Below are 19019 nucleotides of genomic sequence, written 5' to 3' on the forward strand. Positions count from 1 at the left end.
TCGCCATCGGGACGCAGGTGTGTGACCAGCAGGCAGGGTGAGCCGGCCGCCGGTGCGCCTGTGGTGTGGGCATGGTCGGCAGCGCCCCCGGTAGGGGGTGCGCAGAGGACGCGGGCTCCGCCATGACCGCCTCTCCCTCGGTACTCCCCGTCTCCCCACCAGACTGAACCGGAACTGCGTGACACGTCAATAGATACATGAAATGCAGTGCGTGTTTTTGTATACGTGAACGGTTCGTCGTAGTCTTGGTGCATGGACGGAGTCCCTGAGCCGCACACTGGATGGACATTCCTGACCAACCACGCCCGCGTACTGGCAGCCATCGCCGACAACCCGAATGTCCGCATTCGACATATCGCGGCGCACTGCCGACTCACCGAACGGGCCGTCCAGAAGATCATTTCCGACTTGGAGCAGGACGGCTACCTCTCCCACGTCCGCGAGGGACGCACCAACATCTACCGGGTCGAGCCCGACAAGGTGCTGCGTCACCCCGCCGAAGCCGGCCTGCCGGTGGCCGCACTGCTCTCGCTGCTCGTCCAGGACGAGGCCAATCGCAACACGGCTTCCGAGCCGCTGAGAGCCGCGCGCCCGCGGATGCCGGTCGACGGCCGCTGAGCGGTCACCGCCCCAGGTCGCGGACGCGACACCCTTGGACGGGGCTCAGCACAGGACGCGCAGCGCTCCGGGCAGCACCCTGACCGTGACCGGCAGGGCCGCTTCGACCTCGCCGTCCGCGCCGTAGGGCACCTCGCGGTCGGCCTCGATGCGGATCTCCCTGCCCCGCAGGATGCGGACCTGGGGGCGGTGGACGTGGGCGCCCGTCTTGAGGTCGTTCATCAGCGCGAAGAACAGCCGGCGGGGCGCCTCGCGGATCATCACCACGTCCAGCAGGCCGTCGTCGACGCGGGCGTCGGGGGCGATGAGGCGACCGGAGCCGTAGTAGCCGGAGTTGGCGGCGACGACCGTGTAACCCGTGTGCGGGTGTTCCTCGCCGTCGACCGTGACCCGGTAGTGCGCCGCGCGCCAAGTGGTGACGGCACGCAGTCCGCCGGCGTAGTACGAGGCCGCGCCGCGCAGCAGTGTGGCGTTGTTGGCATGGCGGTTGGCGAGCGCGTCGACGCCCGCGTACACGCTGCCGAGGACCACTGTGCGGTGATGGACGGCCGACTCGACTTCGATGGTGTCGACCTTGCGGGGTTCGTGGTGGAGCAGTACCTGGGCGAGTTCCCCCGGGTCGGTCGGGAGGCCGAGAGCCCGCGCGAAGTCGTTGCCGCGGCCCGCCGGTACGAGGCCGAGCACGGCGTCGGTGCCGCTGAGGGCGCCGCCGATGCCGCCGGCGATTCCGTCGCCGCCGACGGCCAGCACCACCCTGCCCCGCTGCCCGGCGTCCCGGGCGAGGTCCCGGGCGTGGTCGAGGCTGCGGCTGTACTCGGTCTCCAGGCCGGCCCCGGCCTCCCGCAACTGCCGGGCCACCTGCAGCAGCGCGGCCGCTGAGGCGGATCCGCCCGCCGTGGGGTTGACGATGGCGGTGAACTGTCGCATCGGTGTGCCTTTCGGGCCGACGGGAGGGAGCTGCCGGAGGCGGGGCGGTTTGGGGAATGAGGAGGAGCGGGTTCGAGCGGCTGGATAGCCCGTGGGCGCGGGATCAGTCGCCGGGCAGGAGGACGCCGGGGTTGAGCAGGCCCTCCGGGTCCAGTCGGCGTTTCACGGCGCGCAGCGCCTCGATGCCCAAGGGGCCCGCCTCACGGACGTACCAGTCCCGGTGGTCGGTGCCCACACCGTGATGGTGGCTGATGGTGCCGCCCGCGGTGAGGATCGCCTCGTTGGCGGCGTGCTTGGCGCGCTCCCAGTGCGCCACCGGGTCGTCGCCCTGTGCGGAGACGACGGTGAAGTACAGCGAGGCGCCGTTCTCGTAGACATGGGAGATGTGGCACATGATCAACGGTGGGGTGCCGGCCTGGGTGAGGGTGGTGGTGAGGGCGTCGCGGACGGACGCGTACAGCTCCGGAACGCGTGACCAGAAGGTCGCCGTCTCCAGCGTCTCGGCGAACGCCCCCGCGTCCAGCAGGGAGTCCCGCAGGTAGGGGGCCGAGTAGCGGCCGTGCGCCCAGCGCTGCCCCGGTTCCTCGCCCAGCGGGGTGCCGCCGCACTCGCGCAGGACGGCGGCGGCCTGCTCCCGACGGTACGCGGTGTCCTCGTCCGTGCCTTCGTAGCCGGTGATCGCCATGCATCCCGCGGGCTGCAGCCCGGCGCCGTCCGCTCCTATGGCGTCGGGCTGGGCGAGGCCGATCAGGGTCTCGGTCTCGTCGGACAGCCGCAGGACCGTCGGGCGGGGTCCGTCCTGGGCCAGGCGGCGCAGTGCGGTGGCGCCCTCCTCGAAGGAGGCGAAGCGCCAGCCCTCGTACACGCGGGTTTCGGGGACGGGGCGGATCCGCACCGTGACGGACGTGATGACGCCGAACGCCCCTTCAGAGCCGAGCAGGAGCTGGCGCAGGTCGGGTCCGGCGGCCGAGCGCGGTGCGCGGCCCGTGTCGATGGCGCCCTGGGGAGTGGCGAGGGTCAGGCCCAGGACCATTTCGTCGAAGCGGCCGTAGCCGGCGGATGCCTGTCCGCTGGAGCGGGTGGCGGCGAATCCGCCGATGGTGGCCCACTCGTAGGACTGGGGGAAGTGGCCGAGGGTGAAACCGTGTTCGGCCAGCAGCGCCTCGGCCTGCGGGGCGCGCAGGCCGGGTTGCAGGGTGGCGGTGCGGGAGACCGGGTCGAGGGCGAGCAACTGGTCCATGCGTCGCAGGTCGAGGGCGACGAAGGGGCCGCGTCGGGTGGGGGCGAGGCCGCCGACGACGGAGGTGCCGCCGCCGAACGGGACCACGGGCAGGCCGTGTTCGGCGCAGGCGCGCAGGACGGCGAGCACCTCGTCGTGTCCGGCCGGGCGTACGACGGCTGCGGGGATGTCGTCGACTTCGCCCTCGCGGATGCGCAGCAGGTCGGGGGTGGACTTCCCGCGGGTGTGCCGGATGCGGGTCTCCGCGTCGAAGCGGACGTGCTCCTCGCCGCCCACGGCGGTGAACAGGGCCTGGCGCGCGGCGGGTTCGAGGCGCGGCTCGGGCACGGCGATGTCCTCCAGGGCGACCGGCCCGGCGGTGCGCGGCTTGACGCCGAGCAGATCGCGCAGCAGCCCGGTCACGGTCTCGGGCAGCGGCGCCGCCTTGGCCGGGTCGCCCCAGCCGCTCCACAGCATGTCCATGGCTGTCGTCCTCACCGGTCGATTCGAGCGATGCCGTGTCCCGGACGGCCTCGCAGGCGTTACACTGTGACACATGACGCCTATTCGTCACAACCACTCGGACAGCGATGCGGTGCTCGACGCGGTGCGCGACTGTGTCCTGGCCGTCGGTGTCCGCCGTACGACGCTGACCGACGTGGCCCGCCGCGCGGGTGTCTCCCGGATGACGCTGTACCGGCGGTGGCCCGATGTGCGCTCGCTGGTGGGGGACTTGATGACCCGGGAGTGGGTCGCGGTCGCCACCGGGGCCATGCCCGAGCGGCGGCCCGGGACGGACACGCGCGGCCTGATCGTCGACGGGCTCGTGGCCGGCGTGGAAGCCTTCCGCGCACACCCGCTCTTCCAGAAGATCGTCGACGTCGATCCGGAACTGCTCCTCCCTTACGTCCTCGACCGCCGCGGCGCGAGCCAGCAGGCCCTCCTCGCCCTGCTGGCCGACGCCCTGCGGGAGGGCCACGCCGACGGGTCGGTCCGCGCCGGCCATGTCGAACGGCAGGCGCGGGCCCTGCTGCTGATCGTGCAGTCCTTCACGCTCTCCCTGCGGACCATGACCGACGAGGACGACGCCGACCTGAGCAGCGAGGCCTTCCTGGCGGAACTGCGCAGCATCCTGGAGAGGACCCTCACCCCATGAGCACTGCCACTCCCCCCGTTCCCGGATCGTCACTGTCGGCCGCCCGGCGCTCACGCGAACTGGCCGAGACGGTCGGCGGTCCGGTCGTGGACGTCCTGGTCGTCGGGCTGGGTGCGACCGGCGCCGGAGCCGCCCTGGACGCCGCGGCGCGGGGTCTGACGGTGGCCGCCGTCGACGCCCACGACCTGGCCTTCGGCACCTCCCGCTTCAGCAGCAAGCTCATCCATGGCGGTCTGCGCTATCTCGCCTCGGCCCAACTCGACGTGGCCCACGAGAGCGCGGTCGAGCGCGGGGTGCTGATGGAGCGCACGGCACCGCATCTGGTGCGGGCCCAGCCCTTCGTGCTGCCCCTCACCCCCCTGGTCTCCCGCGGTCAGTCCGCCCTGGCCTGGGCCGGCTTCCGGGCCGGCGACACCCTGCGCCTGGCGGCCCGCACGGCCCGCGCCACCCTGCCCGCCCCGCGCCGCCTCTCCGCCGTGGAGACCCGGCACCTCGCCCCCGCCCTGCGCACCCAGGGCCTGCGCGGCGGCCTGCTGTCCTGGGACGGCCGGCTCACCGACGACGCCCGCCTGGTGACCGCGATCGCCCGCACCGCCGCCGCCCACGGGGCGCGGATCCTCACCCGGGTCCGCGCCCTGCAGCTTTCGACGTCCGGCGCCCGCATCCGCGACGAACTCACCGGCGAGGAGGGCGAGATCAGGGCCCGCGCCGTGATCAACGCGTCCGGCGTCTGGGCGGGCGGCCTGGTGGACGGCATCCGCATCCGCCCTTCACGCGGCACCCATCTCGTCCTGCGCTCCGACCACCTCGGCCCTCTGCCCGCGGGCCTGCACGTCCCGGTCCCCGGGGAGACCAACCGCTTCGTCCTCGTCCTGCCCCAGGGCGACGGCCGGGTCTACGTCGGGCTCACCGACGAGCCCGTCGAGGGCGACATCCCCGACGTTCCCGAGGTACCCGAGACGGACATCGGCTTCCTCCTCGACGTCCTCGGCTCCGTCTTGGACGTCCCGGTCCAACGCGACGATGTCGTAGGCGCGTTCGCAGGGCTGCGCCCGCTGCTCGACACGTCACCGGACGCGCACTCCGGAGCCGCCCCCAGGACCGCCGACATCTCCCGTCGGCACGCGGTCCTCACCTCGCCGGACGGCGTGGTCACGGTGGTCGGCGGCAAGCTCACCACCTACCGGCGCATGGCCGAGGACGCCGTCGACACGGCCGTCGCCACCCACCGACTCACCGCCGGCCCCTCCCCGACCGCCGCCCTGCCCCTCGTCGGCGCCGCGTCGCCGGACGCGCTCGGCTCCGTCCGGGCACCGCGCCGCCTCGTCCAGCGCTACGGCATCGAGGCGCCGGCCGTCCTGGCGCTCGGCGCGCGCGATCCCCGCCTCAACGAACCTGTACTGCCGGGGCATCCCGTCACCGCCGCCGAACTGCTGTGGGCCGTACGCCACGAAGGGGCCCTCGACGAGGCCGATCTGCTCGACCGGCGCAGCCGCATCGGGCTGGTTCCCACTGATCGCGCGGCCGCGCTGGACGCCGCGCGCAGGGCACTGGACAAGGTGTCGGCGCAGATGGGCGAGGTGTAGAGGGGCGGTGGTATCAGGCGACGGCGCGTCGCATCCGCCACACGTGGTCGTCGCGGGAGCCCTCCAGCCCGTCGGGGGACACGCTCGGCCTGCGCACCGTCTCCAGTGTCTGCACGGTCCACTCCTCCTCAGGCAGCGCCAGCTCGTCGAGGACGCCCTCCAGTGTCGGAAACTCCGCCTCGAAGGGTGGCTCGCTCTGCCACGACGGCCAGTTGGCGTGCAGGACGATCAGCAGGGTGCCGCCCGGGGCGACCGCTTCGGCGGCCTGCCGCAGGACGCGCTGCTGGTCCAGGGGCACCGGCGACTGGAGGTACTGGACGTTGACCAGGTCGAAGGAACCGTGGGGGAACGTCTCGCCCAGCACGTGCCGTTCCCAGGCCGTGCGGTCGCTCACTCCCGCCTCGGCGGCGTGCGAGGCTGCACGTTCCAGAGCCGTGTGCGCGATGTCGACGCCGGTCACCCGCCAGCCGCGGGACGCCAGCCACACCGCGTCGGCTCCTTCCCCGCATCCCAGGTCGAGCGCGCTGCCCGGCGCGAGGTCGGTGGCCTCGCGCACGAGCAGCGCGTTGGGGCGGCCGCTCCACAGACGGCTGCCGTCCCGGTAGCGGGTCTCCCAGAACTCGGCGGCTTGCAAGGCCATGGCATCTCCAAGGGCAGCAGGTGTCGTCGGGGACCGGACAGGCGCAAGGCTGTGCGGTCCCCATGGAAGAAGCCTGCGGGAGCGCTCCGACGACGGCCAACAAACTTGCCGCTTCAGCAAAGCCTCTCCCCCGTTGCCAGCGGGTACGCCCCGGTCAGTGCGGCGTCGTGGTGAGTGGTCTCGAAGCTGAGACAGAGGACGGTCGCCGGGCCCTTCATGCATGACTGAGCCTTACGGGGACTCTATGGCGGAGTCTCGCCGTTCAGTGATCCCTCACCAGGTCACCGTCGCTTCTCAGCGTCGAGCAGAGCCGCGACGAGGGTCTCGAAGGCCGCCACGTTCTTCGGGGATGTGATGCCGAGCCGCTGCGCGGCAAGCTGCACGGTCAGCGGCCGGTTCTGTTGCGCGGCCTTGTCCTGCAGTACCCCCGCCGCCCTGAGCAGATCCTTGTGCGGCACATCCAGGGCCGCCGCCAAGGGCTTGAGCAGGTCGGTTGGGAGCTCGTACTCTCCTGCGAGGATTTTCGATATGTCGGCCTCAGACATATCCGCCGCTTCGGCCAGCTTGGCCTTGCCGTCTCCTGACGGAGAGCTGATGGCGTAGCCGGCCCTGGTCGCGTTGTCGCTCACATAGCGGGCCAAAGCCCTGGCCTTGGCCTTGGGATCCTGTCGCTTCGCCATCCGCCAACCCCTCCCGTCGCAGAAACGGCAGGATGACACCGTGCGAACCAGCTTGGGTAGGGTGCGCCCTCGGCCGTCGTGCTGCCAGCCCGGCAGGCGCGCTGAGCAGCCGCGCCGTTCGGCTTCAGGGCCGGAGGCCACCAGCGGGTGACTGCTGGACAGGACCACTCCCCGACTCTTACATTGCTCGTCCTCAAGCCGACCGGAATCGGCCGCAGACAATGTGGGGGCACTGGTGGGCAGGAGTCCGGGCGCGGTCGTGTGCGCCGCACTCGGTGCGAACATCGCCTTGGCCGCAGCGCATCTGATGGCTCAGCTGCGTTTGTACACGGACCTCGGGCGCATGGCGCACGGCGAGCCCGTTCTGCGGGCTCAGATGTGGGTGGGAAACCTCTCGGGTGTGCAGACGGCCGCCTTCGTCGGGACGGGGCTCCTGTTCGTGGGGTGGTTCGTTCAGGCGTGGGAGCACGCCGACGTCGAACGCCTGCGCCCCGGCCGCCGGTGGTGGCGGAGCCGCACCTGGGCGCTGGCCGGATGGTTCGTCCCCGCAGCCAACCTCGGGATCCCGCTCCTGCTCTCTCTCGACATGTGGTCGTCGGCCCGGCCCCGGGCCACGGCTCGCTACCGCTCGCCGCTGTGGGTCGTCGTCTGGTGGGTCACCTTCGTGTCGTGGACGTACGTCGCCGGCTCAGCCAAGTCCCGGTATGAAAGGGCCGAGAGCGCCGACGCCATCAGGGAGGCCTTGCACGCCGGGATCGTCGCAGACGTTCTCGGGGCACTCGCCGGCCTCGCGGCGATCATGTTCGTGTGGCAGCTGAGCCGGTCGCTCACTTCCCGAGAGTCCGCGTCTTCACAGGCGCAGGGGGCTCGGACGGTTCCTGCACCCCCTGCGCTGCCCTCCTGACGCCTGCTCTTGTTCACGAGGGTCGGCTCACCCCCCGGTTTCACGGGCAATTGGGTGGCCCCCGCGGGCACCCCGCACGCCGCGCCTCCTACTCCACGACCGCCTGCCGGTACGGCACCAGGCGAACCGGACCCATGAGGCCGTACGCCTGTCGCGCGACCGCGCCGAACACCTGCGGCCGCACCACCCGGAGACGGTTGACGAGCGGGGTCGCCACCTCCACCTCGATGACGTTGTCTCCGCGCCGCAGCAGCGGGCCGACGTCGCCGACGGGATGGAGGCGGTCGACGGGTGCCAGGCGTGTGCCGTTGACGGTCACCCGGAAGGTGTCGCTGATCTGGCCGAGTTCCAGGAACGCACCGTGTCGAGGGCCAGTGCGCGGTGGACGCGTTCGGTGCGCGTCGGCCCGGCTCCCGGGAACCAGTCCTCGACCTCGACGTCCCAGCGGCTCGGCGTGATCGGTTCGGGCATGGGCGGGAGGGTGGCGGTGACCGTACGGCCCTGGGACAGGCGCGTGGTGTACGTACCGGCGGTGCTCACGCGCACGGTCAGGCCGCCCCGGGGTGAACAGCACCTCGTCGGCGTCCGTGGTGACGGCGTGCGGGCGGTTGCCGTGCCGGTCCCCGAACATGCCGGGGCGGCCCAGGGCGACGATCACGGCCTGCCCCGGCTGGAGTGTGACGCGCAGGGTGAACTCTTCGCCGTCCTCGGTGTACTGGGCGAGCCGTACGGCCGCTCCCGTCCACGGGTCGAGCAGGAAGCTACAGCGGAACGCTCACGACCGTCGAGGAGGTCGACGGGTCCGACCAGTCGGCGTCGAAGCGGGCGTTGACGACATAGAGTCGGCCCGCGTGGACGGCCGCTGTGGTGGGCTCGTCGAAGCGCGGGTCCGTGATGCGCTTGGCGAAGCTGCTGCGGGTGCCGTCGTCGCTGAGCCTGAACACATCGACGGCATAGGACCAGTTGCGGACCACGTACAGCATGCGGCCGTGGAGGACCAGGCCGTCGCCGTTGCTCACCGACCCGCCGTCCAGGGCGACCTCGGTGGCCTGGCCGGTGCGTGGGTCGACACGGTAGAGCAGGGAGACGTTGTCGTTCACCACCAGCAGCGCCCTGCCGTCCGGCGTCAGCTCGATGCCGTTGGCGCCCCAGTACTCGCCGCCGGGCGGGGTGGGGGCCCATGCGCCGGTCAGCGGCAGCCTGCGCAAGGGGGAGGCCGCCGGAAGGCCCGCCCGCAGCGGCAGGTGGTGGAGAACGTCGTTGAACGAGTCGGTGAACCACGCTCCGCCGCAGCCCACGACGACGTCGTTCACGAAGACCGTGCCGGTCGCCGCCCGCCAGGAGGCCAGCAGCCGGCCGTCGCGCCGGCCGACCACGCGGATCTCTCCGCTGTCACCCCCGGCGACGAGCAGTCTGCCGTACGGATCGACCTTGAGACCGACCGACATCCGTCCCTGGCCCTCACTGATGATCCGCCCCCGTCCGGTGGCCAGTTCGGCGCCGTAGATCGAGCCGTCGATCAGGGAGCCGGTATAGGCCACGCCCCCAGGACCTATGGCAATGCCCTCCGGCTGGAAGCCCGGCGGGGTGGCGATGGTGTCGGGCCAGGGGGCACCCGCCGCCCGAGCGGGGGACGTGGACGTGCCTGCGACGGCTGCACCGCCGAGTGCCGCAGCGGTGCCGAGGAGCTGACGACGAGTGAATGAGCGTGCCACAGTGCGGGATCCTTCCGACGGTGGAGCAGCCTGGTCTCTCGGCTGACGCTGTCACCTCAACACACCCGCGGACCCGCGGCAGCGCTCCGTCCCTCACCCTTCACAAGTAAATGATGAAGCTCCCCTTCGGGCGCCTGGTGGCACAGAGGCCTTCGAACCAGCGGCAGTGTCGTGTCGCTGAAGCGATCATCGTGAGGGGACGCTGCGGCAGTTCACGTTGAGTCCCAGCCACTCGCGCCCCGGACGAAGGTGCGATGATCTGTTCGTGGCGACGGATGCCGAGTGGGCTCGGATTCGGAGGGACCTGTGCTTCGGGCAGGTCTTCGAGGGCACCGTGGTGAAGGTTCCCCGGCCCGGGGCGATCGGGATCTTCGTGGACATCGGGCTGAGCGTCGGAGGCTTTGTCGACGTCCTGCTGCTGCCGGACGAGGGCGAAGACTGGCCGGCGGAGGGCACGGTTGCCGATTTCGAGATCTGGTGGGCGGACAGCCGCCAACAGATCCGGCTGAAGCCGTCCGACTCTCGATATCTACGGACCGACTTCGCGGACTTCGTCGAACGCGTTCGTCCCAGTTGGCCATCCGAAGTCGGTCAGCCTGTTCGTGGCTAAGGGCCTGTCATCCCCGATGACTTGCAGGCCGTGCTTCGCGGCCGACAATCACGGACAGACAGCGCACTAGCTGGAAGGGGTTGCCCTCTTCCCTCGCGATACGGTGCTGCCATGTCTCGATCAAGCGAAGCCGGATCAGTCCCGTCTCCCGTCACCGCGGACGACGTCGACCTTGCTGTGCGGCTCGCCGTGGGCACCCTTCGGGACGCACCGGCGGAGGGGTGGGGCGGTAAGGCCGGTTCGCTGGAATGGGACTGCTGGGAGACCGCCGAGCACCTCGCCAACGACCTGTTCTACTACGCCGTGCAGCTGGGGCCGCAGAGCCCACCGCTGGACACCCATGTGCCCATCGCGTTGAGCCAGAAGAGGCCGGACGGACCCACGGTCTTCCTCTACGCGGACCGTGACGCGGGTCCGGCCGGCCTGCTGCAGGTGCTGGAGGCGTGCGGCGCGCTGCTGGCCGCCATGGTGCGTACGACGCCGCCCCGGGTCCGCGCCCACCACGCCGCCGGGGTGTCGGACCCCGAAGGCTTCGCGGCGCTGGCGCTGCAAGAGACGCTGGTACACATGCACGATCTGGCGGAAGGTCTCGGGCTTGCCTGGACCCCGCCCTCCGCTCTCTGCTCGCGGGTGCTCGCCCGTCTGTTTCCAGAGGCTCCGGGCGGCGCGGATCCCTGGCTCACCCTGTTGTGGGCCACCGGCCGCGCCGAACTGCCAGGGCACCCTCGTCTCACCAAGTGGCGCTCGGACAGCACACCGCGGTCATAGGAGCGCGCAGAGACGCGGGTCGGTGAACGTCTTGGTTCAGCCACCGAAGGATTGAACCGATCCGGCGCCGTCCGTCGTGCAGCCCCTGCCGGAAGAGCCCTTCGAGACGGAGTCGACGGCCTTGCGGACCGTCCGCCACGACACGCTGTACTTACGCTCGATCTCCCGGATCTTCATGCCGCCGCGATGGTCGCGCCGGATCGCCGCGTACAACTCGACCTTTGGCATCTGGGGCATGACCAGGGCACCTTTCACCAGGAGCATCCGGGGATCCGGGTGCATCCCCAACCCATGAACAACCGGCTTCACGACCCGTGAATAAAGCCGGCCTTCGGCGTCACGCCTCCAGCCAGAAACCCGTGCGGGTCAGCCAGAGGTCGAGCAGCGCCGTGTCACCCTGCACCTCGATGGCGGATGCGGGTCGCCGGTAGAGGAACAGGAGCAGATCCGTGACCGGACCGCGTACGGCGACGGTGGCGTCATGGGATCCGGGGCGCCAGGCCGGGCGGTCACCGGTGAGATCGACGAGCCATGCTCCGGCGTCCGTGGTGCCAAAGCCGAGCGTGCGGTCGGGGCCGAGCAGGTCGGGCAGGTCCGGGCGGGGTGCGAACGCCTCGGAGACGGTCGAGAACTCCAGCCATTCCTCCACCGCGTCGACGGCGAGGTCGTCGTCGAGCGTGAAGTCCGTGCCGGTGACGAGCGCCGCGTCGGCCCGGTGCACGACCGTCTCGTAGGTCATGCGCCGGGCCCAGAAGGACGTGGAATCCCGGTCATCGGCCGGAGTCCACACGCGTGCGTCGGGGCCGGCGGAGCGGAGGGTGGTGCTCAGGGCCGCGGCGCCCTCGATGAGCCAGGGAGTCAGGAAGGACTCCCTCTCGTGGGTGTGGGCGGACAGGTCCTCGGGGAACGGACGGGCGTCGCCGGTCCGTACGACCTCCTGGGCCCACCGGTGGTCGCCGCCCACATGCCGCAGCAGTTGGCCGAGGTTCCAGCCGGGGCAGGAGGGCACCGGTGCGGTCATGTCCACGCCCCGTACGTGGGCTGTGAGCCGTTCGGTCTGGGTGACGATCTCGTCGCAGTAGCGGTCGAAGGTCAGCGAGGTCATCGCCTCATGATGCCGTAGGGCACGGATCCGCACTGTCAGTGGCCTCGGATACTGTGTGCCGTCTGAGCAAGATCAGAAGCAGGATCGGGTGGGGAGAGATCACAATGCTGGTGGGGGCAGGACAGGTGCGGCGTCGGCTGGCCCAAGTGGCTTTGCTGGCGGGGATGTTGACGGGCTGTGCGGGGGCGGCGGAGGGCGAGGCGAAGCCGTCGGCGAGCGCTTCCGCTTCGGCCGGGGCGGCGAGTGACAGCGATACGGCGGTGAAGACCGGCGGCACCATCGGCGCCGCCGGCTCGGCCTGCGAGCTGCCGGTCACCTTCGACATCGCCGAGTACTGGGAGGCGGAGGCCGTCGACGCCGGGGAGGGGAAGGAGAAGGCCACCGACAGCGGTGGCGGCTCCGCCGATCCCGAGGACAACGAGCTGGCCCAGGAGATCGCCGACGCGCTCCTGCACCAGGGGCCGGTCACGGCCGCGTGTGAGGTCGACGCCAAGCCGGCGGGGAACATCGGCTTCCTCCGCGTCTGGACCGGTGAGCCGGGCAGCGACGACGCACGCGGCGTGCTGGAGGCCTTCGTGGCGGCGGAGAAGAACACGAGCAAGGCGAAGTACAGCACGTTCACGGCGGGCGGCCTCTCCGGAGTCGAGGTGAGGTACCTCTACACGAGCAAGCTGTTGGAGGAGACGAAGGAGGAGTCCGCGCTGGCCGTCACCACCGAGAAGGGGCCGGTCGTCATACATCTCGGCGGCATGGACACCGAGGAGCACCGGCAGATGCTGCCGGCGTACGAACTCGCCAAGCGGACCCTGCGCGCCACCGCCTGAGCAACGCATGCGTCCGGCGCGGACGCAGAGGTGCCGCGCCGGACACGGAACAGGGCCCGCAGTAGGAGCCGTTGCCGGTCAGGATGCCGTGCAGGAGCCGATCGCCGGGGCCGCGCCGGTGCCGTTCTTCATGACGGTGAAGCCGAAGCTCGTCGACGCTCCGGCGGCCAGGCTGCCGTTGCCGTTCGGCCTCATCGTCATGACGTTGCCGCTGCTGTCCCAGGTGGGCGTGCCGTTCCAGGTGGCGGAGATCTTCTGCGGGGATGTCACGGTGACGGTCGTGCTCCAGGTACTGATGGCGGAACTCCCCGCGGTGATGGTGACCTTGCCGTTGAAGCGGTCACTCCATTCCTCGGCCTTGCTGTGTGTGGCCGTGCAGGCGGCGCCGGGGGTGCCGCCGCCGGAGGAGGAGCCACCGAGCGCGGTCAGTACCGCGTTGTAGGCGGGCTTCTTGGTGTAGTTGCCGTCGAAGAGCAGGGGCGTTCCACTGGCGCGCCAGGAGTACTTGTCGGTGACGCCCCAGACGGTGATGCCGGTGCAGCGCGAGACCGCCAGGCAGGCCCGTACGACGTTGCTGTAGCTGTTGGCCTGTGCCGTGCCCGAGCCCTCGATGTCCAGCTCGGTGATCTGCACGTCGACGCCGAGGGCGGCGAAGCGCTGCAGGTTGGCCTGGTAGTCGGACGGGACCGGGGAGGCACTGTTGAAGTGGGACTGGAAGCCGACGCAGTCGATCGGTACGCCGCGGGCCTTGAAGTCCCTGACCAGGTTGTAGACGGCATTGCTCTTCGCGTTGACGCCGTCGGTGTTGTAGTCGTTGTAGCAGAGCTTGGCGGCCGGGTCGGCGGCCCGGGCGGTGCGGAAGGCCTCCTCGATGAAGCCGTCGCCGAGCTTGTCCTGGAAGGGCGAGCTGCGCCGGGCGCCGCTGCTGCCGTCCTGGAAGGCCTCGTTGACGACGTCCCAGGAGTGGATCTTTCCCTTGTAGTGCTGCATCACCTGGGTGATGTGGTTGTTCATCGCCGATCTGAGGTCGGCGGCGCCCAAGCCGCCCACCCAGCCGGGCAGTTGGGAGTGCCACACCAGGGTGTGTCCGCGGACCTTCATGCCCCTGCTCTGGGCGTGGTTCACGATCTGGTCGGCGGAGCCGAAGGTGAAGCTGCCGCGGGTGCGCTCGGTGGCGTCCCACTTCATCTCGTTCTCCGGCGTCACGGAATTGAACTCGGTGTTGAGCGTCGAGACGTACGGGGCCTCACCCAGGTGGTTCGCGGCGACGGCGGCGCCGAAGTAGCGGCCCTTCTCGGCGGCCGCGGCACCGAGGGTACTGGCGGCTCCGGCGGTGCCCGCGACAGCGGTGACGCCGGCCGCGGCGAGCAGGCCGGCCATGCCGAGGGCCAGTGCGGTGCGGGTGCGCGAGCGCCGGGGGCGACGCTCGGGAGGCGGGTCGATGGATGTGGGGGTCACCATCTTGTCCCTTCTCGGGTTCGAATGTTTCGAGCCTGTTTCCGAATTGCGCGGCAGACCCTAGGAGCGCGACTGCCTGTCGTCAACAGACCACGCACCCGTCAAACCCGAGGTGACTCAAGAAGGCCCAGGAGCACCAGTGCCGGTGCGAAAGTTTCGACCCGCCCTACGACTACTGCGGCCCGTTTATCCGCGGTCGGCGAGGAACCGGTCCAGTGCCGCCGTCAGTTCGGCCGGCTTCTCCACCGGAAGTTCATGGCCGGCGTCCAGGATGCGGATCACCGCGTCCGGGTAGGCCTTGGCCATGCGCAGCATCTGGGCGACGGGCAGCTGGATGTCGTGGTAGCCGTGCACCATCAGGGTGGGCACCTCGATCTGCCCGGCCCTGTCCAGCACATCGAAGGCCCGCATGGCGCCGTACAGCGTCATGACGACCTCTCGGGGCGTGTCGGCGGAGGCGCGAATGTACTCACGGATCTCCTCGCGCGGATACCCGGGGGCGAAGGCGCGCTGGATGTTGGCGGCGACGAACAGCTTGAAGGGGGCGAGTGTCGAGGCGGCCATCAGCAGGGCGCGGCCCCGGCTGTAGGCCATCCGGCCGATGGAGTTCACCAGCACCATGCGCTCGACCCGCTCGGGGTGGGCGAGGGTGATGGTCTGGGCGATCATGCCGCCCATCGAGTGGCCGATGATCACGAACCGCTCGATCTTCAGGTGGTCGAGGAGGGCGAGCACGTCCTTCGCCAGCTCGTCGATCGTGCGCACGCCCGTTCCGCTGCTCTCGCCGTGCCCGCGCAGGTCGAGCCGGACGACCCGCCGCTTCTCGGAGAAGTGGGCCACCTGGTGGTCCCAGCGGTGCCGGTTCGCCGTCCAGCCGTGAACGAACACCAGGGGCACGCCGTCGCCGTCGCGGGGGCCCTCGTCGTCGTACGTCAGCGCTGCGCCGTCGACATCGAGCTGCGGCATGGGTGGCCTCCTGGGGTGCGTTTTTTCTGGTTACTGACGAGTAGGGTAATCGGCCGTACCGGCTGCCGTCACCGGCGTTCGCCCAGGAAATCGAGGATGTGCCCGAAGACGTCGAGGGCCGCTCCATTACCGAGGAACGTGTCGAGGTGGCCGTAGCCCGGGATCTCGGTGTAGGTCACGTCCAGTTGAGGTTGACGGTGGGCGAGGACGTCGCGGCAGAGTTTCTGCGAGTCCAGCCAGAGGGCGTTCTCGCTGCCCGCCAGGAGCAGGACCGGAGTGTCGATGCGGGCGGCCGCGTCCAGGGCGTTCTGCGGGAGCGCCCGGTAGCGGTGGTCGGTGTCGTGCCAGCGGACCACGGTGCGGGCCAGTTCGATGCGGCGCAGGTGCGGCAGGATCCACAGCGGGGCGGGGCCGAGGAGTTCGGCGAGGCGGCCGTGGGTGGTGTCGGTCAGGTGCTCGTGGACGAAGAGGGAGGCGCCGGTCCCCCAGGCCGAGTTGTGCAGGATCTGGCAGGTGGGGTCCGGGCAGGTCGCCCTGCGGGAGGCCAGGGCGAACAGCGGGGTGTACTTCGACCACAGGCCGACCTTGCGGAAGTCGACGGGGATGTGGTCGATACGGGATGTGAGGAGCTCCCCGGCCAGGGTCATGCGCAGGGAGGTGCGGCCGGCGAGCTTGGGGGTGAGGAACACGCCCTGGGACACCACGCCCGCGAGACCGGGGACGAGGCCCGCCGTCATGCTCAGGGAGAGGGCGAGGGAGCCTATGCAGTGGGCGACGACGGACAGGGGGCGGTCGCCGATGCGGGTGCGGATGTGGCGTACGGCCTCGGGGATGTCGTAGAGGGCGACGTCGTCGTAGGTGTAGCGGTGGCCCGTCTCGTTGTACGGCAGGCGGCAGCTGCCCCTCCAATCGAGCAGCCACGGCTCGTAGCCCTCGTCCAGGAGGACGTCGACCAGGTTGCGGGTCTCGGGCAGCAGGAACATGTCGGCGGACGCGGTGTGTCCGTGCAGGAGCAGCACGGCGGGGCGGTTCGGGTCGCCGGTGTCGATGCGGGTCAGGCCGAGGCGTACGCCGTCGGACGTGTGGAACGGGATCTCCTCGACCGTCGCCGGGGCGAGGCGGTGGTGGAGGGGGCGCAGGGCCGTGGTGGTCCTGACCTTGCGCAGGGCCGGCCCGGGGGTTCTGGGGCTCGTCGTCCGGAAGATCATCGGTGGTGCTCCGTGGGGGTCTGGGTGCGGCGCAGGTCGAGGAGGTCCGCGGCGGCCCGGGCGAAGGGGCCGAGCAGGCCGCGGCCCATCTCCAGGCCGAACCAGGCGAGCCAGGTCAGCTTGGCGGCCCGCTTCTCCTGGCTGGTCAGGCGGGGGTCGACCTTGATGCCGTCGATCTGGTCGCGTACATAGGAGTCGGCGGGGACGACTACCTCGCCGGCCAGGCTCGCCGGTTCGCCCTCCCGGCCGAGCTCCACGGTCAGGGCACGGGTCTGGCGCCAGAGGTCCCGGCGGGCGCGGGCATGCTTGTGGCCCTCCAGCCACCAGCGGCCGCCGTCGGTGTCGGTCAACAGCAGTCGATAGCGCAGGAGTTGGTGGCGCAGGCCGTGGCGGTGCGGGATGCCTTCGTCGGGGCGGATCCAGATGTCGCCGCGTGTCACGGTGAGCGGCTCGGGGTGCAGGGCGGGGCAGGCGAGCTCGCCCCGGACGTCGATGCGGCGGTCCGTCACCAGCTGGTGCATGCTCGCGATGGAGAGGGTGAGGGACATCGAACAAGGGGTGTCGGGGGTGGCTCCGACAGGGCCGACGGTGCCTTCGGTGGTCTCCGTGAACCACAGGTAGGGCTGGTCGTCCTTGTGCGGGAGGCGGGCCAGGCCGTCGTGGGCGAGGCGTTCGAATGTCTTCAGCTGGGCCCGGGCGTCGTAGCGGGCGGCGGGCGGAAGTCCGAGGGCTTCGACGAGGGCGGCGGTGCGGTCGGCCGTGGCGGCCGGGCCCGTGAGGGTCGCCTCGCACAGTTTCAGGGCGGTGGGGCTCTGCAACACGCGGGTGAGGAAGGCCAGTTCGGGGATGGGGTCGGCCTGGAGGCGGGACAGGGTGTCGGTGCGCCACTCGTCCCAGCCCTGTACGCGGACGTGCATGCCGCCGAGGGCCATGTCGCGTACGACGTCGTCGAGGGTGTTGGGGACGCCGGTGAGGTTGTAGTCGAAGCCCCAGGCGTCGGGTTCGCAGATGACGGCGACCGCGACACGGCTGACCCAGTCGACGGGGGCGGCGTTGAGGTGGCGGAAGGCGGGGACGGTGCGGAAGCGACCGAAGGCCGAGATGAGGCCGCTGCTGAGGTCCTGGGGGTTGTAGGCGCCGGTCTTGGTGTGGCCGCCGATGCCGCCGGGGCGCAGGGCCGTGACGATCAGGCCGTGGTCGCGGGCGCGGCGCAGGGCTACTTCGGCGGCCCACTTGGTCTGGTCGTAGCCGGCGATGAGCCGGTCGATGTGGGCGAGCGGGTCGTCCTCGCCCATGGAGGGGATGCCGACCTCGTTGAAGACGGCGATCGAGGAGATGTGGTGCAGGGGCTTGGGGCGGCCGGTCGCGGCGAGTTCGGCGAGGGTGAGGGCGCCGAGGACGTTGCCGGTGCGCAGGGACTGGTAGCCACGCAGGAAGTCCACGGCGGCCGCCACCGAGACGACGCTGTCCAGTTCGTGGGCGAGGGTGTTCCAGACGTCGTCGGTGAGGCCCAGATGGGGGTGGCGGATGTCGCCGGGGAGCACGGTGATGCGGCGGCGGACCTCCGAGGACCAGGGCAGTGCATAGCTCTTGAGGGCTTCACCGAGCCGGGCGACCGCAGCCTCCTCGTCGGCGGCGCGGACCAGGCAGTAGACGTGGGCGTCGCTGTGGCGCAGCAGGTCCAGGAGCATATGGCTGCCGAGGAAGCCGGTGGCGCCGGTCAGGAGGACGCGGCGGGGTGGCAGGGGGTCGGGCGAGGCGGTGAAGGGGAGGCGGTCGGCGAGGGCCAGGTCGGCGAGGATCTGGGTGAGGTCCTCGGGGCGGGCCGCGGAGGGGGCGAGAGTGCCGGGGGTGCCGGGGGTGCCGGGGGTCGGTGGGGTGGCGAGGGCCGATGGCACGCCGGGGGCGGAAAGCGGCCCGGCGCCGGAAGCCAGTGGCCTGTCGGAGACGCCGACTGCCGGATCCTGCGCGGCCGGGATTCCCGAGGTGGCCACCGACGGTACGGCGGCTCCGGCTCCGGTGCTCTCCAGCCGGCGCCTGGCCAAGGTGATCGGCCTGGCATCGGCGAACACCTCGTCCAGTTCGACCTCCATCCCCAGCTCCTCCTCCAGCGCGGCAACGAACTCCACCGCGTTCACGGAGGTGCCCCCGGCGTCGAAGAAGTCCGCCTCGGGCGACAGGTGTCCTGCTGGAACATGACGCCCCGCTATGGCCGCGATGGTGGCCGCAAGTACCTCCAGGTCCCCCGGCGGGGCACTGGTGGCCGACGGGACGCTGTCGGCCGGCGGAGTGCTCCCGGCCAGCAGGGCGCTGTCGGCCGGCGAGGCGCTCTCGGCCAGCAGGGCGCTGTCGGTCGGCGAGGCGCTCTCGCCCAGCAGGGCGCTCTCGGTCGGCGAGGCGCTCTCGCCCAGCAGGGCGCTCTCGGTCGGCGAGGCCACGCTCGGGCTGATCCGGTGCGGCGTCGCCGCATCGGCGGCATCGGGCTGCGCGGGCGCGGCCGATGCCGTGACCTTGGCCAGCAGGTCGGTCACGGTCAGACCGGCACCACCCCGCTCTATCGCCTCCGCCGTCGCCCGCTGGTCGGCGGCTGCCGACACGTTCTCGTTCACCTCACGCATGAGAGCCCTTCACCGTG

The 19019-nt window shown here is 71.0% G+C and carries 20 protein-coding genes; 7 read left to right on the forward strand and 13 right to left on the reverse strand.

From position 1 onward, the window contains the following. Positions 1-252 precede the first annotated feature (252 nt). Positions 253-618 (forward strand): helix-turn-helix transcriptional regulator, encoded by a 366-nt coding sequence (locus tag ACQEV2_RS01035; protein ID WP_433035251.1) that lies wholly within the window; start codon positions 253-255, stop codon positions 616-618. Between the two features lie 45 nt (positions 619-663). On the opposite strand, the gene ACQEV2_RS01040 is transcribed toward ACQEV2_RS01035, so the two are convergent. Together ACQEV2_RS01040 and ACQEV2_RS01045 are read right to left on the reverse strand one after the other, a co-directional pair. Then, on the reverse strand, positions 664-1545 hold the full coding sequence (locus tag ACQEV2_RS01040; protein WP_433035254.1) for a YegS/Rv2252/BmrU family lipid kinase: 882 nt from the start codon (positions 1543-1545) through the stop codon (positions 664-666). A 103-nt stretch (positions 1546-1648) separates the two neighbouring features. Then, positions 1649-3247, reverse strand: a complete 1599-nt coding sequence (locus ACQEV2_RS01045; protein WP_433054087.1) for an FAD-binding oxidoreductase — start codon at positions 3245-3247, stop codon at positions 1649-1651. 73 nt (positions 3248-3320) lie between these two features. Here ACQEV2_RS01045 and ACQEV2_RS01050 point away from each other — a divergent pair, with 73 nt between their 5' ends. Then, the gene (locus ACQEV2_RS01050) at positions 3321-3920 is read left to right on the forward strand and encodes a TetR/AcrR family transcriptional regulator (RefSeq protein ID WP_433035257.1); all 600 of its coding nucleotides are present in this window, start codon (positions 3321-3323) and stop codon (positions 3918-3920) included. Beyond that, positions 3917-5506 (forward strand): glycerol-3-phosphate dehydrogenase/oxidase, encoded by a 1590-nt coding sequence (locus tag ACQEV2_RS01055; RefSeq protein WP_433035260.1) that lies wholly within the window; start codon positions 3917-3919, stop codon positions 5504-5506. Before ACQEV2_RS01050 ends, ACQEV2_RS01055 begins: the two co-directional genes overlap by 4 nt. A gap of 13 nt (positions 5507-5519) precedes the next feature. Here the strand turns inward: ACQEV2_RS01055 and ACQEV2_RS01060 are convergent, their stop codons facing one another. Together ACQEV2_RS01060 and ACQEV2_RS01065 are read right to left on the reverse strand one after the other, a co-directional pair. Beyond that, positions 5520-6146, reverse strand: a complete 627-nt coding sequence (locus ACQEV2_RS01060; RefSeq protein WP_433035263.1) for a class I SAM-dependent methyltransferase — start codon at positions 6144-6146, stop codon at positions 5520-5522. A gap of 281 nt (positions 6147-6427) precedes the next feature. Next, positions 6428-6826, reverse strand: a complete 399-nt coding sequence (locus ACQEV2_RS01065) for a hypothetical protein (protein ID WP_433035266.1) — start codon at positions 6824-6826, stop codon at positions 6428-6430. A 235-nt stretch (positions 6827-7061) separates the two neighbouring features. Here ACQEV2_RS01065 and ACQEV2_RS01070 point away from each other — a divergent pair, with 235 nt between their 5' ends. Further along, positions 7062-7730 (forward strand): DUF4328 domain-containing protein, encoded by a 669-nt coding sequence (locus tag ACQEV2_RS01070; protein ID WP_433035269.1) that lies wholly within the window; start codon positions 7062-7064, stop codon positions 7728-7730. 88 nt (positions 7731-7818) lie between these two features. On the opposite strand, the gene ACQEV2_RS01075 is transcribed toward ACQEV2_RS01070, so the two are convergent. The 3 genes from ACQEV2_RS01075 to ACQEV2_RS01085 form a co-directional block, all read right to left on the reverse strand. After that, positions 7819-8049, reverse strand: a complete 231-nt coding sequence (locus tag ACQEV2_RS01075; protein WP_433035272.1) for a hypothetical protein — start codon at positions 8047-8049, stop codon at positions 7819-7821. Next, the gene (locus tag ACQEV2_RS01080) at positions 8046-8276 is read right to left on the reverse strand and encodes a hypothetical protein (protein ID WP_433035275.1); all 231 of its coding nucleotides are present in this window, start codon (positions 8274-8276) and stop codon (positions 8046-8048) included. Before ACQEV2_RS01080 ends, ACQEV2_RS01075 begins: the two co-directional genes overlap by 4 nt. Positions 8277-8491: 215 nt before the next feature. Then, entirely contained in the window at positions 8492-9445 is a 954-nt protein-coding gene (locus ACQEV2_RS01085; RefSeq protein WP_433035278.1) for a superoxide dismutase, read from the reverse strand. 265 nt (positions 9446-9710) lie between these two features. On the opposite strand from ACQEV2_RS01085, the gene ACQEV2_RS01090 reads away from it, so the two are divergent. Further along, a complete protein-coding gene (locus ACQEV2_RS01090) occupies positions 9711-10055 on the forward strand; it encodes a hypothetical protein (RefSeq protein WP_433035281.1) in 345 nt (114 codons plus the stop codon). 111 nt (positions 10056-10166) lie between these two features. Further along, positions 10167-10823, forward strand: coding sequence for a hypothetical protein (locus ACQEV2_RS01095; protein ID WP_433035284.1), 657 nt, complete (start codon positions 10167-10169; stop codon positions 10821-10823). A gap of 36 nt (positions 10824-10859) precedes the next feature. Here the strand turns inward: ACQEV2_RS01095 and ACQEV2_RS01100 are convergent, their stop codons facing one another. Further along, complete coding sequence (locus ACQEV2_RS01100) at positions 10860-11060, reverse strand: hypothetical protein (RefSeq protein WP_433035287.1); 201 nt, start codon at positions 11058-11060, stop codon at positions 10860-10862. 100 nt (positions 11061-11160) lie between these two features. Then, positions 11161-11928: a maleylpyruvate isomerase family mycothiol-dependent enzyme gene (locus ACQEV2_RS01105; RefSeq protein ID WP_433035290.1), complete on the reverse strand. Its 768-nt coding sequence runs from the start codon at positions 11926-11928 to the stop codon at positions 11161-11163. A gap of 104 nt (positions 11929-12032) precedes the next feature. Here ACQEV2_RS01105 and ACQEV2_RS01110 point away from each other — a divergent pair, with 104 nt between their 5' ends. After that, the gene (locus tag ACQEV2_RS01110; protein WP_433035293.1) at positions 12033-12752 is read left to right on the forward strand and encodes a lipoprotein; all 720 of its coding nucleotides are present in this window, start codon (positions 12033-12035) and stop codon (positions 12750-12752) included. 78 nt (positions 12753-12830) lie between these two features. On the opposite strand, the gene ACQEV2_RS01115 is transcribed toward ACQEV2_RS01110, so the two are convergent. The 4 genes from ACQEV2_RS01115 to ACQEV2_RS01130 all read right to left on the reverse strand — a co-directional run bounded on the left by ACQEV2_RS01115 (position 12831) and on the right by ACQEV2_RS01130 (position 19002). Beyond that, positions 12831-14213, reverse strand: coding sequence for an endo-1,4-beta-xylanase (locus ACQEV2_RS01115; protein WP_433035296.1), 1383 nt, complete (start codon positions 14211-14213; stop codon positions 12831-12833). Between the two features lie 183 nt (positions 14214-14396). After that, positions 14397-15176 carry an alpha/beta fold hydrolase gene (locus ACQEV2_RS01120; RefSeq protein WP_433035299.1) on the reverse strand — a complete coding sequence of 260 codons (780 nt, stop codon included), beginning with the start codon at positions 15174-15176 and terminating at the stop codon, positions 14397-14399. 68 nt (positions 15177-15244) lie between these two features. Further along, positions 15245-16384, reverse strand: coding sequence for an alpha/beta hydrolase (locus ACQEV2_RS01125; protein WP_433035302.1), 1140 nt, complete (start codon positions 16382-16384; stop codon positions 15245-15247). Beyond that, the gene (locus ACQEV2_RS01130) at positions 16381-19002 is read right to left on the reverse strand and encodes a thioester reductase domain-containing protein (protein ID WP_433035305.1); all 2622 of its coding nucleotides are present in this window, start codon (positions 19000-19002) and stop codon (positions 16381-16383) included. Before ACQEV2_RS01130 ends, ACQEV2_RS01125 begins: the two co-directional genes overlap by 4 nt. Between the last annotated feature and the right edge of the window lie 17 nt (positions 19003-19019).

It is taken from the genome of Streptomyces sp. CA-251387, assembly GCF_050936625.1.
Lineage (GTDB): Bacteria > Actinomycetota > Actinomycetes > Streptomycetales > Streptomycetaceae > Streptomyces.